We start from the raw sequence: 15,630 nt of genomic DNA on the forward strand, positions 1-15,630 counted from the left end.
CCCCTCAACCACGCCGCCAGAAGCTGGCCTGGGCGACGCTCCATTGGAATTTGCGGGCATGTTCACGGATGAGAAAAGGCATCTCCTCGGTTTGCAGCAATTGGAAAGCCGGCTCCATTTCCCTCCGGATGCCATCCAGGGTCGGTGCGTCCACCCCACCGAGCCAGCGGTCTTGCGGAGTGAATGCCTCCATCCAGGAACAGGGTGTGGTGATCATGACCACTCCCCCGGCCTCGACCAGGGAGGGCAGCGCGCGCAGACAGCGCCCGGGATCGGGCAGACGGCACAGCAGATTGGCCAGGAGCACGGCGCCAAACTTGCCCAGACCGGGTGCGGGCGAGCACGCATCCCCCTGCACAAAACGGGCCCGTTCACGGGGCAGATCCGGCGGGACTTCCGCCACCAAGGCGGTGGTCATCAAACCCTCGTCGAGACGGGGGAAGGGCAGGCGGCCCGCTTGCGACAATTCAACCGCCGCGGCGATGAACGCGGCCGAGTAATCCAAACCCACGGCCTCGTCCGCCCAGCGCAACGCCTCGAACGTCGAACGTCCGACCGCGCAGCCCAGATCCAGGAAACGGGCACACCGTCTACCTTCCAATGCCCGGCCCAAGCGGGCCGCACAACGCCCGGGGAAATCCAAGCCGGCCGCGGGGCCATCGGGCCAGCCTAACACTTCGTCATGGCGTCCGTAATGAAGCAACAGGTATTGCCCCAGAAGCGACGGAGATTCGTAATATCCGTTCATCCGCTCGTGCCAAACAATCCGGGCCCGGGATTGAAGATTTTATCCAAGGTCCGACCCAGGGCCTCCATCGTGAACGGCTTTTCCATGAAGGCAGCGATGCCAAGATCCCGCATTTCCTGGGTGATGAGCAGACGCGAGAACCCGCTGGCAACCAGCACCGGCAACTCACACCCCGCTTCGCGCAGGCTCTTCAGGGTTTCCGCCCCGTTCATGTAGGGCATATTGAGGTCGAGGATGACGCAGGAAAGTTCGTTCCGGTGGACAATGAAACGCTCCACCCCCAAGACGCCGTCGGGCGCGGCGACCACCTGATAGCCGATTTTGTTCAGCATTTTGCTGGTGACATCCAGGATCTGGGGATCATCGTCGATCAACAAAACTTTCTTGCCCCGGTCGCTTTCCGTCCCGTCCGCCGTCGGTTCCGGCGCAGCCACGGGAGTTTCTGCCAACACAGGTGCCGCCGCCTCGGGCTCGACGACAGCCGGCCAGTAGACCTGCACCGCGGTTCCCTGGCCACGAACACTTTGTACCTGAAGGAACCCATGGTGGGCCCGCACGATGGCCCTGACCACCGCCAACCCCAGACCCATGCCGCCCATGTCCGGCGTCAGAAAAGGTTCGAACAACTGTTCCACCTGCCGCGCATCCAGGCCAGGTCCGGTATCGCTCACTTCCAGCAACACGTAAGGTCCGGGCCGGGCACCGGCCGCGTCCGGCAGGGAGGCGAGGAACTCCGCATCAATCTCGACCCTAGCCGTGCGCAGAAGCACCTGGTCCTGGACCTCTCGCAGCGAGGCACAGGCATTGATGACCAGATTGATCATCACCTGCCGGATCTGGTTGGGGTGTCCCTCGACGGAGGGCAGGGCGGGTTCGCAGGCGATCTGAAGCGCCACCGGCTTCGGCAGGCACATGGCCAACAGGGATGCCAGATCGACAATCAAGGTGGAAAAATCAACCAGGATGGTGTCTTCACCGCCCCGGCGGGAATAGTTGACCAATTGGCGGCAGAATTCCCCCGCCTGCAATGCCGCCAAACGGATCTCGGCCAGCGCCGCCTGGACCCGGAGGTTTTCTCCCGATTCGCTGAATACCGCATCGACGTTCCCGACGATGAGGGCCAGCTTGTTGTTCAGGTGGTGCGAAACACTGGCCGCCATCAGCCCCAACATTTCCAGCTTCTGGATTTCTTGGAGCTCGGACTCGCTGCCTGTCGGCTCTTCGACCATGCTGCGATCATCCGTATTACCGCCCTGACCTGCAAGCGATAACGGACCCGGACGGAATCAGACCGCCAGCAGGCTGTTCATGTATTCCGCCGGTTGGTAATCCCGGATGAGCACCTGCAACTTCCCTTCCCGGAACATCCGCACCTCGGGCACCGCTATTTCCGGTGTCTTGTGCGGTGCAAAAAGGATGTCGTCATGGGTGGCATTTTTGGCTTCCTTGAACTTGTCCGGGGTCAGGTGGCCTCCCAAATGGTCGCTCCGGCCGGTGGCCACATGGAGGGTGCCGCGCACCTTCTCGTCCTGGATGTCGCGCCCGCTGAACGGGAGGATCTGGGTGCCGAACCCGAGTTCCCCGATCTCACCGGTCATCGGGTCGTTGATGATCTTGTTCTGGTGGTCGCTGATGGTCTGCAAACTTCCGGCAATCAGACTGGCGTGAATGATGCGGCCGCCGGCAACTTTCATCAGGCCCAGCGTGCCATCCTCATACTTCATCGGAAAGGCGCCTTCCGCTCCCGTGGGCACGAAGTAGATTTCCCCGGCGGGAAGATTGGCCACATCGGGTTTTTTGCCCCGGCAGAGGCCGTGGCTCTTCTGTGCCTCTTGTCGGTCCAGGATGAGCTTGAGGGTGTGCTTCGAGCCCTGGACGACAAAGTCAATCTCGACCCAATCCGCCTTTGTCATACCCAAACGGAGCTTTTCCGCCGTGGCACTGACCTGGTTGTAATCGACCGCAAGCCCGGTCTCCAGGATGACCTTGTTGACCCCGTGCAGGGTGGCCCCACGGAACCCTATTTTCTTGGCCTGGGCCGTCAGGGGCGCCGTGGCGGAATAGGTGCTGATGCAAAGTACGATGTCATAATTCGGATAAATATCCCTCTCCAGACTGAGCTTGCGGCCGTCGGGTGCGTAAGCCTCATCCTTGAGGTCGAGATTGCTTCCCCCGGTGAGTTCGTAAGCATAGAAATCCCCCCCCTTCAGTCCCAACTCCGCCAGCACCCCGTTCTGCAGGCCCTTGTAAAAGACATCATGGGCGTAACGCTGGATCGTCAGCGCGTCATCCTTCAGAAATCCAAAATCGATCACTTGCCGGGGGTCGTTCAAGTCGATCAGGATGCAGACCCGCTCGCCTTTTTCGGGCTCGAAGACGGTTTGGAGCAGGCGGCCAAGATTGAATTCAGGATAGGTCGGACTGTGCATGGGAATATTCCTATTTTCCTTTGACGGTTTGCGGATTGGTTTACGTTGTGGGAGTTCCCCAACTGCTCCACTATTCCCGATAACCCCGAGATTGCAAACCATGTCACCGTCCACCCCAATCCCCCTGCCCCAACCCGATGCCGCCTCTGTCGAGACCCTCCTCGAATTCCTGCGTTTCCCGAGCGTCTCCACCGACCCAGCCCGCAAAGCAGACACCGCCGCCTGCGCGGAGTGGGTCGCGGCCCGCCTGCGCCGCTCCGGTCTCGTCACCACCGTCCACCCCACCCCGGGCCACCCCATCGTCACCGCCCGCACCCTCTACCATCCGGGGCGACGCACCGTGCTCATTTACGGGCACTACGACGTCCAGCCCGCCGACCCCCTGGAGCTCTGGCACCACGATCCCTTTGAACCCCATATCGAAAACAACATCGTCACCGCCCGTGGCGCCACCGACAATAAAGGCCAGATCCTGGCCCACATCCTCGGCGTCGAACGCGCCATCGCCTCCGGTCGCGAAATACCCGTCAACCTCATCTTCCTCATCGAGGGCGAAGAAGAAATCGGCAGCCCCAGCCTCCCGGCATTCCTCCACGAACACCGGGAAAACCTTGCCTGCGACGTCGTGGCCATATCCGACACCGGAATGATCGGCCGGGGCATACCCACCCTCACGTATGGCCTCCGCGGCATCAGTTGCCTGGAAATCACCCTCACCGGTCCCGACAAGGACCTCCACTCCGGCATCTACGGCGGCGCCGTGGCCAACCCCATCACCGAACTCTCACGGCTCATCGCCACCCTGCATGAACCTTCCGGCCGCATCGCCATCCCCGGGTTCTACGACGACGTCCAACCGCTCGAAGACTGGGAACGGGAAGCCTGGGCCCGGCTGCCCCTGGATGAAACCGCGCTCCTGCAATTGACCGGTTCCCCCGCGCCCTTCGGCGAACCCGGGTATTCCACCCTCGAGCGCACCTGGGCCCGCCCCACGGTCGAATTGAACGGCATCACCGGTGGCTATCAAGGCGAAGGATCTAAAACAGTCCTGCCGAGCCGGGCCTCGGCCAAGTTCAGTTTCCGGCTCGTCCCCGGACAGGATGCGGAAAAGATCCAGCAACAAGTGGCAGCCCACCTGCGCCGTCACTGCCCGCCCACGGTCACGCTCCACATCGAACACGGGCACAATGGTGCCCCCTATGCAGTCAACCCCAACGCCGGCTTCGGCAAGGCCGCCCAGACCGCCCTCCGCGACACCTTCGGCGGTGCCGAACCCGCCCTCATCCGCGAGGGGGGCTCGATCCCCATCGTCACCGATGGATTCAAAAAAATCCTCGGCGTCGACACGCTCCTCCTCGGCCTGGCCCTGCCCGACTCACGTTGCCACTCACCCAATGAAAATTTCCCCTTGGAAAACTTCGCCGCCGGTATGGATTTGAACCAACACCTGCTCCGTGCCATCGCGGCCCAATGATTCCGCCGTCCAAACCCCACCGGACTTCAATCCCGAGGGGCAGGGGCCACGGCTTCAGGAGCGTCGACTCGACTGATCCGGAACGTCCCGTAAACAAAACTCAACTGTGCGCGTAACGGGCGCAGGCCCTCTTTTTCGACCCAGATCCGCATCCGCAAGGGCTTGTCCGGTAGGTGCCCCTTCCGGTCGGCCATCTCCCGCACCACCAAGACCAGGCATGCCCGGTCCGTCCCGTCCGGTCCGGCCACCACTTCATCCTCCACCAATTCGATGTGCACGCGCTTGAGCCGCTGCTCCTCGCCCACATCCCACTCCCTCACCCTCTCCGCAGTCCAATCCGCCGCCCGTGCCGCAAAAAACATTGAGAGGATGTCCTGGCAATTGTCGTCCGGCAGTTCAAAAACCTTCTCCTTCTGCTCCAGCAGATTGGTGAAGACCCCCCGCCGCAGGTCCGCATCCAAAACCAGACGGTTGCGCTTTTCACGCCCGCCCTCCTTGCGGTCCGCTTCCAACCCGTATGACCGTTCCGCCCCGGGCGAAAACCGGGACACCCATCGGCTGCGGATCGGACACAGGGTCTCGACCAGCCCGCGCGATTTCAATTCCATCTCCGCCCGCCATCCCTCCGCATCCGGCGTCACCGCCACCACCGCTTCCGCCGCCACCACCATACCCCAATGCACCTCGAAATGCATCGTCTCCCCCCCGGCCCAGGGTACCACTCCGGCCGGACAAATCCCCGGCACCCACAACACCCATGCCCCCCACCATCCGATCCATTTCATCTGTGCACTCTGCCTGTCCGGCGAAAAATAACAGTTTGAATTTCACCCCCCGTGACTATCTTTCTCCGCTGTGAGTTATCAGGTCCTCGCCCGCAAATACCGGCCCGCCACCTTCGCCGAACTCGTCGGACAGGACCATGTCGTGCGCACCCTGCGCAACGCCATCGAAACCGGGCGCATCGCCCATGCCTTCCTCTTCGTCGGTCCCCGCGGCATCGGCAAAACCTCCATCGCCCGCATCCTCGCCAAAGCCCTCAATTGCACCGGCGGCCCCAAGGTCGACTTCGACCCCAACGACGAAATCTGCCGCGAGATCGCCGAGGGCCGCTCGCTCGATGTCATCGAAATCGACGGCGCTTCCAACAACAGTGTTGAACAGATCCGCGAACTCAACGACGCCGTCCGCTTCGGTCCGACCCGCGGAAAATTCAAGGTCTACTACATCGACGAGGTCCACATGCTTTCGATCGGGGCCTTCAACGCCCTGCTCAAAACCCTCGAGGAACCCCCGGCCCACGCCAAGTTCATCTTCGCCACCACTGAGGCCCACAAGCTCCCCGCCACCATCGTCTCCCGCTGCCAGCGCTTCGACCTCAAGCGCATCTCCGATGCCGACCTCGCGCGCCAGCTCCGCATGATCGCCGACAAGGAAAGCATCACCGTCAGCGAGTCCGCCCTCCGCCTCCTCGCCCGCAATGCCGAAGGCGGAATGCGCGATGCCGAATCCGCATTCGACCAACTCATCAGCTTCTGCGGAAACAAAATCGAAGAAAAAGACGTCCTGGAAATCTTCGGTCTCACCGGCTCGCGCGAAATCTGGGACTTGGCCGAGGCCATCCAGGCCGGCGACGCCGATCTCGCCATCCGCCGCGTCCGCGCCCTCGTCGACCAGGGCAAGGATCTGGTCCGCCTCACGCAGGAACTCCTCCGCTACCACCGCAACCTCCTCGTCCACGTCGTCTCCCCCGACCTCTCGAAGGCCGAACTCGAAGAAGCCGAACTTCATCACTTCCAGAACCTCCAACCCCTGCCCTCGCGCGAACTCCTCCTCGCTTGGATCGACGAGTTGGTACAACTGGAGGAACGCATCCGCTTTGCCCTGGTCAAGGACGTGGTCTTTGAGATCACCATGGTCCGCCTGGCCGAACAAAAGCAGAAAGTCTCCCTCGAGGCCCTCATCCGCCACCTCACCGGCTCCGCACCGGATACCGCCACCCCGTCCGTCTCTGCCCCTTCTACCACTCAATCACCCATTCCCTCGTATGTTCCCATCACGCCGGCACCGCCCGAAAAACCGGCTCCAACCTCCACCCCCACCCCCGAACCCCCCAAATCCGCCCCCACTCCCCCCTCCGATCCGGCGGCGGCCTGGTCCCGTGTCGCCAGCGGCCTGCGAAGCCGTGATGCCATGCTACGGCGCGTCTTGGAAAACTGCGAATTTCTGGGCTGCGTGGGCTCCGCCGTCCGCCTGCGCATGACCGCCAGTGCCGCCCTGCTCGAAAACTTCAAGTCCTCTTCCTCACGCACCACCCTCGAATCCGAGATCAAAAAATGCTTCGACGGCTCGGCCACTCTGCACATGGAATACGTCGAACGCGCGCCCGAACCGTCCCCCGCCCCGGCACACCCCGCCCAGCCGACCAGCAATGCAACCCCCAGCCCCGCTACGCCCGCCGGGCCACCCAAGGACAAAACCGAGTTCGAAAACGACCCATTGATCAAAGAAGCCTTGAAAGTTTTCGAAGCCCGGATTGTCGCCCTCAAAGACAATTGAACAGGAGGAAACAGAGATAGCGGAGCGATGCATTCGGTTCGTGTTTAGACCAGTTCCAATTGCCTTGCTCCGTTTCCTCCGTTAGCTCCTGTTAAAAATTTTATGAACATTGCCAAAATGATGAAACAGGCCCAGCAGATGCAGGCCCAGATGCAAACCGTCCAGGCTGAACTGGCCAAGCGCACATACGAAGCCACCGCCGGCGGCGGCGCCGTCAAGGCCGTGGCCACCGGGGACGGCGAACTCCAGTCGCTCACCCTCAGCCCCGACCTGGTCAAGGACGCCGCCAACGACCCCGAGATGCTCCAGGACCTCATCGTCACCGCCATTCGCGAAGCCTCCGCCAAGGCCAAGACCGATGCCCAGAAAGAAATGGGCAAACTGACCGCCGGCCTCGGACTGCCGGGATTTTAGATTTAGGAAGCAAGGTTTAAGATTTTTTTCCTCCGCATTTCTTAAATCTTAGATCATTAATCTCAAATCCCATGCTCGACTATCCCCCCAGTCTGCGGAAATTAATCGCCGCGCTGCGGGAGCTTCCCGGAGTCGGTCCGCGCAGCGCCGAACGCATGGCCCTCCATTTGCTCAAGACCGATCCCGGTCTGCCCGGCCGACTGGCCGAGTCCCTTCTCCAGGCCGCCCAACACATCCGTCCCTGCACCAAGTCCCGGTTCCTCTCCGAAAACGGCCGCAGCAGCATGTTCGACGACCCCCATCGCGACCCCGCCCTTCTCTGCATCGTCGAACACGACGCCGATGTCCTGGCCTTTGAGAAAAGCGGTGCCTTCAAGGGGCACTACTTCGTGCTCGGCGGCTGTCTTTCCCCGCTCGACGACATCGGTCCCGAAGAACTGCACATCCCCGAACTGCTCCGGTGGGTGCGCGGGGACGGGGTCCGGGAGGTGATCCTCGGACTCGGTGCCGACACCAAGGGCGAAACCACCAGCCTTTATCTCACCAGGGAATTGAAACAGCTCGGGGTCAAGGTCACCCGGCTGGCCACCGGGGTATCGATCGGCAGTTCCCTCGAATACACCGACGCTCTCACCCTCACCCACGCCCTCCAGGACCGGAAGGAACTTTGAACAGCAGGCAACAAAGCTGACAAAGCAGGAGAGAGATTCACTTGTTATAAAGCAAAACTTGCCTTGCCCCATTGTCTCCGTTACCTCCTGTTCAACCCCGAATGAAAATTTCCCATATCTTCTTCGATCTCGGCAAGGTCCTGGTCGACTTCGATTTCTCCATCGCCGCCGGCAAGATCATGCAGAAGTCCCCCCTGACCCCGGACGAGGTCTCGCAGGAATTCTACCGGCTCAACGGTCTGATCGACGAATACGAGACCGGCCACATCGATTCGGAAACGTTCTTCACCCGCATGAAGGCGGAATACCGTTATGAAGGCAGCACGGCGGAACTGCGGGAAATCTGGTGCGACGTATTCAGCCCGCTGGAGGAACACATCCAGATGGCCAAATGCCTGGCCCAGTTCTACCCCCTGGCCATCATCTCCAACACCTCGGAAGCGCATGTCACCTTCCTCGAAAAGCAATACGACTTCTTCCCGGTTTTCCGCAAAAAATTCTATTCCCACGAAGTCCGCTGCATGAAGCCCCATCCAGCCATCTACGAACAGGCCCTGAAGGAAATGGGGGCCGATAAATACGAGAGCCTGTTCATCGACGACCGGGAAGAGAACATCGAGGCCGTGGCCCGAAACGGCTGGCAGACCATCCATCTCCGGCCCGACGTCAACCTGCGTCTGGCCCTGCAAAGCTACGATCTTCGCGGCGTCTGAAGCAGACAGACCTCCTCCACCTCATCCGCACCCCCTTCCCGGCTCCGCCTTCGCCTTCACAACCCTTACCCAAAAAGAACAAATCCGTTTGTATGGATAATCCATACAAACTGTGTTTCATTGGGTTGGTGTGAGAACAATGAAAACGCTGGAGATGCTTTTTCCGCGGGTGCGGGCCGGGGTGTTCCGTGTGCTTTTCAACGGAGCCGGCGCCGAGGTCCACTTGCGGCAGCTGGCGCGCCTGTGCGGCGTGGCCATCGGAACCTTGCAGGATGAACTGTCCGTGCTGGAAAAAACCGGACTCGTCCGGACGCGAAGGGAGGGCAACCGCCTCCTGCTCCGGGCCCAGCAAGCCCACCCGCTCTTTCCTTCGATCCAACAATTCATCCTCCAAACCACGCCGTCCCGGAGTCACCCCAAGTTAAAACACCCATCTAAATCCAGGAACCCGTCTGCACCCGTGACCGTGCGCAATGCCGTTCCTTCCGACCGGATGTCCTGGCTTCGCATGAGGCGCAAGCTCTGGCCCGGGCATCGCGGCCATGCCCGGGAAACCCGGGCCTATTTCTCGCAGCCCCGCACGGATGCCGTGGTACTGATCGCCGCAATGAAGGACGGCAGCACAGCCGGATTTCTGGAGTTGGGCTTGCGCAGCTATGCCGAGGGCTGCACCTCCTCCCCCGTGGCCTACATCGAAGGATGGTGGGTTGAGGAAAAACACCGGCGGAAAGGCGTCGGCCACGCACTGGTCTTGGGCGCTGAAGCTTGGTCGCGCGATCGCGGTCTGATGGAGCTGGCCAGCGATTGCGCACCGGAAAACCACGCCAGCGCCTCGGCGCACAAAGCTTGCGGCTTCATACAAAGCGGACGGATCCTATGCTTCAAAAAAGGACTTGCACCTAAAGTCGGAGGCCCCTCCTTGAACTGATGCCACGGGTGACATAAGCTCATACATTTATAACGCCGGTAGGTGACGACCTCAGTCTGGTGGCCCCCACCAAGCCTGAAATCCAAGATTCAACGCACCGTGACGCGTACCTTATCGTTCCTCTCAGTAGCGCCCACGTTGACCGAAAGCGCGATCTCGTAAATACCTTTGGCAGGAAAATGCACACGCACTTTCAAAGCACGGGCATTGTTGTTTTCAAATTCAATGGGTGCCGGTCCGGAGAGCCCTTTCCATTCCAATGTCACACCACGCTGGGCAAGATCCAAGCCGATGACCCGACCGGATAGGTCGGCACCGGACGATTCAATCACTTGATCCTCACCGGCCTCGACGTGGAAGCTGGCTATTGCCTGTGAAGGAGGAGCCGGTGTTGGTGATTTTTGGCGTGGCCAATACTTTTCCCGCTGTGCAGCCCAAAGAACAAGGCGCTGGGCAAACTCGCGGTTGTCGGCATCTCCAATCTTGGTCCCTTCACCGCTATTCCAAAATGTATTACGGTCAAAGGTGCCCACCAAACGTCCCAGCCCCACTTCGGCCACGGCGAGTGCCGCATCGGTTTCGGGGCTGTAATCACCATCCACGGCATTGACCTTGAGTTTCCCCCCCAATGAGCCGGACTGCAAGCGGGCCAACATCCGAGCGGGCGGGCGGGTGCGGACGGCGCTGACACCCTCGCCCCTGAAGCGCACCCCGCCGTGACGCTGGAAATCGTTGAGGAAGTGGTCCTCTTCGTAATCGGATACCATGTAATTTCCGCCGCCGTTGTCAGTCAGGAAAGTGAGGCCAAATTGAGCGGTTAGATCATTGTCGCTGTCGCGCCCCCGTGTGTTGTCGAGCCCAACTTTGCGATAGTGCCCCCCGAAGGCGCTGTCGGACCAAGCAATCAATCCTCCTCCGGCCTCGATCCATCCGGTCACGGCTTCCTGTTCGTTTTTTGTGAATCGTTTTTGATTGGATCCAAGGACGAGCACATGAAAGAGAGCCAAATCTTTCGGGTTGAGTTTCGCCTCCACATCATAGACCTCCTGAACTTCGCAGCCGATTTCTTCAAGGGCTTGACGCCAAAGTGATAGTCCGCGGGGACCGGAATCAGTGATCCGCATCTGGTGGAAAGGCCCGCTTTCCAGAGAAGGGATGGCACCATTTTCTGAAACATCCCCGTAAAGATAAAGCACCTTCACCGGGGGCGCAGAAGAAATAGCATCACCTGCCAGAGAAGCAGCAAACGCAACCAACCATCCAAAGGTAATCAAAGGATGGCGGGCCACGCAGGACATGGATTACCGTTTGATGGCCTCGACGTGACCGTCAAAGAAAAGTGTGTTGCGGTAGGATCCATGGATGGGATCAGACGGAATCCAACCGGGCTTGTTGCCCATGAGATTGTCCTCATCCAAATCTTGTAATGCCCATAACTTTGACAATTCCACGACGGTGGCCAAGCTTGTGATTTTCATGGGGCCGGCCCCGCCAAAGACCCCAAAAGGTCTGAGCACATTGCCACTGGAATCTTTCACGGAACCATCGTCGCCGTTATTGGCAATATAGGGAACTCGGGAGGCCCGGACAAGTGAAGCTGGAACCTTCTGCATGTAGCTGGGACACTTGAAAAAATCCGACTCTTGGTATCCGTTGTTGGTGGAGGCTTTGGTGTTCAAATACGGCTGCAAATAACGGGCGAGGACGCGTCCCACCGAAGCGGAGTCTTGGTTAGAATAAACGTAGCTCTGCTGGCCTCGGGCGCTTGTCCAGAATACACCGGGAAGCGTGTAATCGTTGTCGCCCACGTACAACTGCATGGCTATACCGATCTGACGCAAGTTGGATGCGCATTTGGTCGCTGATGCTTTCTCTCTCGCGGACCGGATGGTGGGCAGTCCCAAGGCAGCCAAAAGTATCAAAATGACGACCACGACCAGCAGCTCCACCAGGGTGAATGCCTGGAGGGGCGAGTGGCGTCGCGCTGTAGAGGAGATCATGGTGTCAGCTTACACTTTGTTGATGGCATTGACATTTCTTTATTCTTCAACTCGTTGAGTGACCGGGGAGCTTTACCGTTCCATTCGACGCCGCGGCAGGGTGTCGCCGTCTTTCCAACTACCTTCGACCAGCGTGGCCACAGGCCTGGTGTGGACGGCGGACTCTCGCCGGAGAATCTGGCCGATCAGCATGTCCGCAGCGATCTGGCCGACTTGGTCATGCCTTTGATCGATGCCTGCAGAGGTGTTTTCCGGGGATAAATCCAGGCAGGCAAACCCCATTTCGTTGGGTATGTTCAAGCCACCCTGCCGGAGAAACTCCAGAAACGGGGCGTGGGGAGAGAGGACGGCCTGGATACGCGTGCGCCTGAGCCAGGATAAAATGCCGTTCCGGGCTTTGTCCCATTGGCGCATCAACATGACGGAAACTTCCGCTCCCAGCAGATGCCGGTGGACCAGCGCCCCGGCCAGCCAATTGTGATCCGTGCGGGCGCTATTTTCTCGATTCAGACAGAGGGCCAGGCGCTGGTATCCCCTGCGTCTCATTTCACGCAGGGCCACCTGCACACTATGATACTGGTGGTTGACCACCCGGGAAAGCAGGGGGCGACGCAGAGAATTCCCAATAGCCACCCCGGCAAATGCATTCCAATCCAACACGAGGTGATAACGACTGTGGGGCAGGGGCGCCACCAAAACCCCCTGGATGCCCCGGGCCTTCAGGACCACGTTCAAGCGTGTGCGGGAAAGGTCGTCGACACTGAACGTATCCAGGGTGTAACCCAATGTTCGGGCGCGCTCTTCGGCTCCTTTTCGGCAACGCGCCGTGTAAGGCTCCTCGGGCCACCGGCTGGTCATACGCACCCATGCCAGCGTGCCCCGGTATTTGACCGGAGAACGGCGGTGGATTTCCGCCATGAGCATGGAAACCTGTGGGTTCGGGGAGTAACCAAGGGATGCCGCAGCTTTCAACACTCGATCCCTGGTTTTTTGCGGGATGCTCGCATCCTCCCGCAGGGCCCGTGACACCCCGGAAACGGAAAGTCCAGTCTTGTCGGCGATGTCCCTCAGGGAAGGTCCGTTGGCCATAGAATCACTCAACATTGAGTAGCCCGGGCCTTGATCCTTTGCAATCAAAAGTAGTAATGATCACTTTGATGAAAGCCCAACTACTATTCCGCCGTCTGCTTACGACTGCAACCAGCCTGGCCTTCGGGCTGGTCACCAGCCTGCAAGGCCAAACCCCGGTGGCCCTCAATGTCAACTGGCGGGCCGATCGCAAAGTCAACACGAGTGAAACCTACCAACTCAATATCTGGGATGGGGTCAGCTCCGTCACGTCGGCCAATGCCACCTACCAGTCCCAGTTGTCCTCGTTGAACCTCGGGATGGTGAGGGTGCACGCCTACACGATCTACAACCAAAACGAGCCCGAGAAATTGTGGGTCAATTACACCACCCAAACCTGGGACGCCGCAAAGATCGTATCCGTCTACGGAAACATCCGCAGCCGCGCAGGCCAGGTGATGCAGAATATACCCAACTGGCCGTCCTGGATGGATACCAACAATGACGGACGTCTCGATACCGGATCTTCCGGAAGCGGTGGCGGCACCGTGGACATGCGTGATACCTATGCCCAATTCTGCGCAGACCTTGTGCGGATCCTCAACATAACCAACTCATTCAACGTCAAATACTGGGAACCCTTGAATGAGCGGGATTACGCTTACGACTACGCGGGTGGGGGAACGGATTTGGCGGATATCTTCAATCGCTGCGCTGTGGCCATGAAAGCCGTCGACAACAGCATTGTCCTTGGGGGCCCTGCCCTGCAAAACCCCTACCCCTCCTCAAGCCAGCAGGCCAATCTGGACCTGTGGCTGAACGCCGTGAAACCCAACCTGGGTTTCTTCTCCCTCCATTTTTATTCGACCGGCGGATACAATCCTGCTTCAGACTACATTTACAACCAAGCCAGCAACATTGGTACCCGCTCAACCTGGGCCCGGGGCCTGATGAAAGCCAAGGGCTACTCACCCACCATACCTATTTATGTGGGGGAAACCAACATCTTCAGTGATGGCGGCGTGGACAGCACCACCAGATACATGCCGACCATCCTCGGAGCCAACCTGCTTGCCTTGATTTGCAAATCAGTGGGAGAAAATCCGGATGCCGCGGGATTCCAGTGGTTCAACGACAGGAACAACGACTTTGGTTTGATCAACGGCTATGCCACCTACGCCATCCGCTCGTCCCGGCACATGCTTTATCTGGCCAACCAGCACTTGGTGGGCACCAGTGTCGGCACCACGTCCGCGGACACCACCCGCCTCAACCTTTACGCGGTCAAAAACGGGAACAAAAAAGCCGTTCTTTTTGTCAACACCTCGGACATCACCTACGCCGGCACCATCGGCCTCCAGCCCGGCACAGATTACGTGGCAAACGTCACTTTCTCCGAAAACTGGGTCCCAACGAACAGCATCTATACAGTCTACACCATCACGGATTTCGTGGATGCGACCGGCACCAACAACGGGGTGCTGACATCGGCCACCGGCACTTACACCGGAGGCACGCTTTCCCTGCCCTGTCCGGCCAGGGCCATCAAAATGATTGTTTTTGAGGATGTCCCCAACCCCAATGTCATCAGCCGTTTCCCGGTGGCAGACACCTATGTCCGTTCGGCCAACCCGACCACGGAGTATTCCACAGCGCCTGAATTGCGTGTTTACTCAACGAGCACCCGTTCCTTCCTGAAATTCGACCTCTCCAATCTGGGCGGAAACATCCTGAGCGCCAAACTCAAGCTTTATCCGGTGGCGGTGGCGGGCTCGAGCAATGTCCACCGGCTCGAATTGGTGGGCAACAACACCTGGCAGGAGAACATGACCTGGAACACGCCACCTCCCGCCAGTTCTGGCACCGCTCTCGCCACCTGGAGTCCCGCTGCAGCGCTCGGTGGCGTGAACGTCATCGATATCACCGCGGCGGCCCAGGCAGCTGTCGCAAACCCGGACAAGCTCTTGTCACTGCTCCTAGCCAGCGCGAACAGCACCGATTGTCGCTACGGCAGCAATCAGGCCCTTTCGGATTATCGTCCCGAACTGGTCGTCACCCGGGTTCCACAGCCCTCGTCACTCGTGGCTTCGGCCGACGCCTATGTGAACCAGACATCGCCGAATGCCAATTACGCCACCGCCACCGAAACCCAGGTCAAATTGACCGGTTCCGGGAGCGACAAGGAATGCTACTACCAGTTCGACCTGACGGGCATCAGCTCGGCGTCGCAAGCCACACTCTATTTGTATCCGACATCCGTCGATGCCAACAATCGTGCCAATTGGCTGGGACTGGCTCCGAACAACTGGACAGAAGCCGGAATCACCTGGAACAACCGCCCCGGCTCCTCCGCGGATATCGGAACATCCTTCGTTCCGGTCATCGGCCAAGATGTCGTTCGGGATGTCACCACCCAAGTGCAGGCCGCCATCGCCTCGGGGAAAGTCTCTTTCCGGGTCTACTCCAAGAATGCCGGTGGGTTGAATCGATACGGCACGAAAGAACAGACCCTCGTGGATCGCCGTCCACAACTTGATATCACCCCTTGACCGGATACCCCCAACCAGTCACTTCACATGCCAGGCGGCAGTCCTTTCAAAAGGACTGCTGCTTGTGTGTTTACGCT

The 15,630-nt window shown here is 59.7% G+C and carries 14 protein-coding genes; 7 read left to right on the forward strand and 7 right to left on the reverse strand.

From position 1 onward, the window contains the following. Window positions 1-4: 4 nt before the first annotated feature. Genes SFU85_04885 through SFU85_04895 form a run of 3 tightly spaced genes read right to left on the reverse strand, consistent with a single transcriptional unit; the run spans window position 5 to window position 3,177 of the window. The gene (locus SFU85_04885; protein ID MDX6766103.1) at window positions 5-748 is read right to left on the reverse strand and encodes a methyltransferase domain-containing protein; all 744 of its coding nucleotides are present in this window, start codon (window positions 746-748) and stop codon (window positions 5-7) included. Continuing rightward, window positions 745-1,977, reverse strand: coding sequence for a response regulator (locus SFU85_04890; GenBank protein ID MDX6766104.1), 1,233 nt, complete (start codon window positions 1,975-1,977; stop codon window positions 745-747). Before SFU85_04890 ends, SFU85_04885 begins: the two co-directional genes overlap by 4 nt. Window positions 1,978-2,034: 57 nt before the next feature. After that, window positions 2,035-3,177: a hypothetical protein gene (locus SFU85_04895; GenBank protein MDX6766105.1), complete on the reverse strand. Its 1,143-nt coding sequence runs from the start codon at window positions 3,175-3,177 to the stop codon at window positions 2,035-2,037. Between the two features lie 100 nt (window positions 3,178-3,277). Here SFU85_04895 and SFU85_04900 point away from each other — a divergent pair, with 100 nt between their 5' ends. After that, complete coding sequence (locus tag SFU85_04900; GenBank protein MDX6766106.1) at window positions 3,278-4,651, forward strand: dipeptidase; 1,374 nt, start codon at window positions 3,278-3,280, stop codon at window positions 4,649-4,651. 26 nt (window positions 4,652-4,677) lie between these two features. Here SFU85_04900 and SFU85_04905 read toward each other — a convergent pair whose 3' ends face one another. Then, entirely contained in the window at window positions 4,678-5,436 is a 759-nt protein-coding gene (locus SFU85_04905; GenBank protein MDX6766107.1) for a DUF3108 domain-containing protein, read from the reverse strand. Window positions 5,437-5,506: 70 nt separating this feature from the next. Between SFU85_04905 and dnaX the strand changes: the two genes are divergently transcribed. The 5 genes from dnaX to SFU85_04930 all read left to right on the forward strand — a co-directional run bounded on the left by dnaX (window position 5,507) and on the right by SFU85_04930 (window position 9,936). Continuing rightward, window positions 5,507-7,210, forward strand: coding sequence for a DNA polymerase III subunit gamma/tau (gene dnaX, locus SFU85_04910; GenBank protein ID MDX6766108.1), 1,704 nt, complete (start codon window positions 5,507-5,509; stop codon window positions 7,208-7,210). A 102-nt stretch (window positions 7,211-7,312) separates the two neighbouring features. Next, complete coding sequence (locus SFU85_04915; protein ID MDX6766109.1) at window positions 7,313-7,624, forward strand: YbaB/EbfC family nucleoid-associated protein; 312 nt, start codon at window positions 7,313-7,315, stop codon at window positions 7,622-7,624. A gap of 71 nt (window positions 7,625-7,695) precedes the next feature. Continuing rightward, window positions 7,696-8,295, forward strand: a complete 600-nt coding sequence (gene recR / locus SFU85_04920) for a recombination mediator RecR (GenBank protein ID MDX6766110.1) — start codon at window positions 7,696-7,698, stop codon at window positions 8,293-8,295. 101 nt (window positions 8,296-8,396) lie between these two features. Beyond that, window positions 8,397-9,008: an HAD family phosphatase gene (locus tag SFU85_04925; protein ID MDX6766111.1), complete on the forward strand. Its 612-nt coding sequence runs from the start codon at window positions 8,397-8,399 to the stop codon at window positions 9,006-9,008. Between the two features lie 139 nt (window positions 9,009-9,147). Then, entirely contained in the window at window positions 9,148-9,936 is a 789-nt protein-coding gene (locus tag SFU85_04930; GenBank protein ID MDX6766112.1) for a GNAT family N-acetyltransferase, read from the forward strand. An 89-nt stretch (window positions 9,937-10,025) separates the two neighbouring features. Here SFU85_04930 and SFU85_04935 read toward each other — a convergent pair whose 3' ends face one another. The 3 genes from SFU85_04935 to SFU85_04945 all read right to left on the reverse strand — a co-directional run bounded on the left by SFU85_04935 (window position 10,026) and on the right by SFU85_04945 (window position 13,025). Continuing rightward, entirely contained in the window at window positions 10,026-11,225 is a 1,200-nt protein-coding gene (locus SFU85_04935; protein MDX6766113.1) for a DUF4350 domain-containing protein, read from the reverse strand. A 12-nt stretch (window positions 11,226-11,237) separates the two neighbouring features. Then, entirely contained in the window at window positions 11,238-11,936 is a 699-nt protein-coding gene (locus tag SFU85_04940; GenBank protein ID MDX6766114.1) for a hypothetical protein, read from the reverse strand. 72 nt (window positions 11,937-12,008) lie between these two features. Beyond that, on the reverse strand, window positions 12,009-13,025 hold the full coding sequence (locus tag SFU85_04945) for a LacI family DNA-binding transcriptional regulator (GenBank protein MDX6766115.1): 1,017 nt from the start codon (window positions 13,023-13,025) through the stop codon (window positions 12,009-12,011). Window positions 13,026-13,093: 68 nt separating this feature from the next. Here SFU85_04945 and SFU85_04950 point away from each other — a divergent pair, with 68 nt between their 5' ends. Further along, window positions 13,094-15,553, forward strand: coding sequence for a DNRLRE domain-containing protein (locus SFU85_04950; protein MDX6766116.1), 2,460 nt, complete (start codon window positions 13,094-13,096; stop codon window positions 15,551-15,553). Window positions 15,554-15,630 lie beyond the last annotated feature (77 nt).

It is taken from the genome of Candidatus Methylacidiphilales bacterium (assembly GCA_033875315.1).
Classification (GTDB): Bacteria; Verrucomicrobiota; Verrucomicrobiia; order Methylacidiphilales; family CAZTYG01; genus JANRJG01.

What these genes read in the sequence shown, in the direction of transcription:
- SFU85_04895 (MDX6766105.1), bottom strand. Translation starts at nt 3,177, where the DNA reads ATGCACAGTCCGACCTATCCTGAATTCAATCTTGGCCGCCTGCTCCAA.
- recR (MDX6766110.1), top strand. Translation starts at nt 7,696, where the DNA reads ATGCTCGACTATCCCCCCAGTCTGCGGAAATTAATCGCCGCGCTGCGG.
- SFU85_04915 (MDX6766109.1), top strand. Translation starts at nt 7,313, where the DNA reads ATGAACATTGCCAAAATGATGAAACAGGCCCAGCAGATGCAGGCCCAG.
- SFU85_04890 (MDX6766104.1), bottom strand. Translation starts at nt 1,977, where the DNA reads ATGGTCGAAGAGCCGACAGGCAGCGAGTCCGAGCTCCAAGAAATCCAG.
- SFU85_04950 (MDX6766116.1), top strand. Translation starts at nt 13,094, where the DNA reads ATGAAAGCCCAACTACTATTCCGCCGTCTGCTTACGACTGCAACCAGC.
- SFU85_04900 (MDX6766106.1), top strand. Translation starts at nt 3,278, where the DNA reads ATGTCACCGTCCACCCCAATCCCCCTGCCCCAACCCGATGCCGCCTCT.
- SFU85_04885 (MDX6766103.1), bottom strand. Translation starts at nt 748, where the DNA reads ATGAACGGATATTACGAATCTCCGTCGCTTCTGGGGCAATACCTGTTG.
- SFU85_04925 (MDX6766111.1), top strand. Translation starts at nt 8,397, where the DNA reads ATGAAAATTTCCCATATCTTCTTCGATCTCGGCAAGGTCCTGGTCGAC.
- SFU85_04940 (MDX6766114.1), bottom strand. Translation starts at nt 11,936, where the DNA reads ATGATCTCCTCTACAGCGCGACGCCACTCGCCCCTCCAGGCATTCACC.
- SFU85_04930 (MDX6766112.1), top strand. Translation starts at nt 9,148, where the DNA reads ATGAAAACGCTGGAGATGCTTTTTCCGCGGGTGCGGGCCGGGGTGTTC.
- SFU85_04905 (MDX6766107.1), bottom strand. Translation starts at nt 5,436, where the DNA reads ATGAAATGGATCGGATGGTGGGGGGCATGGGTGTTGTGGGTGCCGGGG.
- SFU85_04945 (MDX6766115.1), bottom strand. Translation starts at nt 13,025, where the DNA reads ATGGCCAACGGACCTTCCCTGAGGGACATCGCCGACAAGACTGGACTT.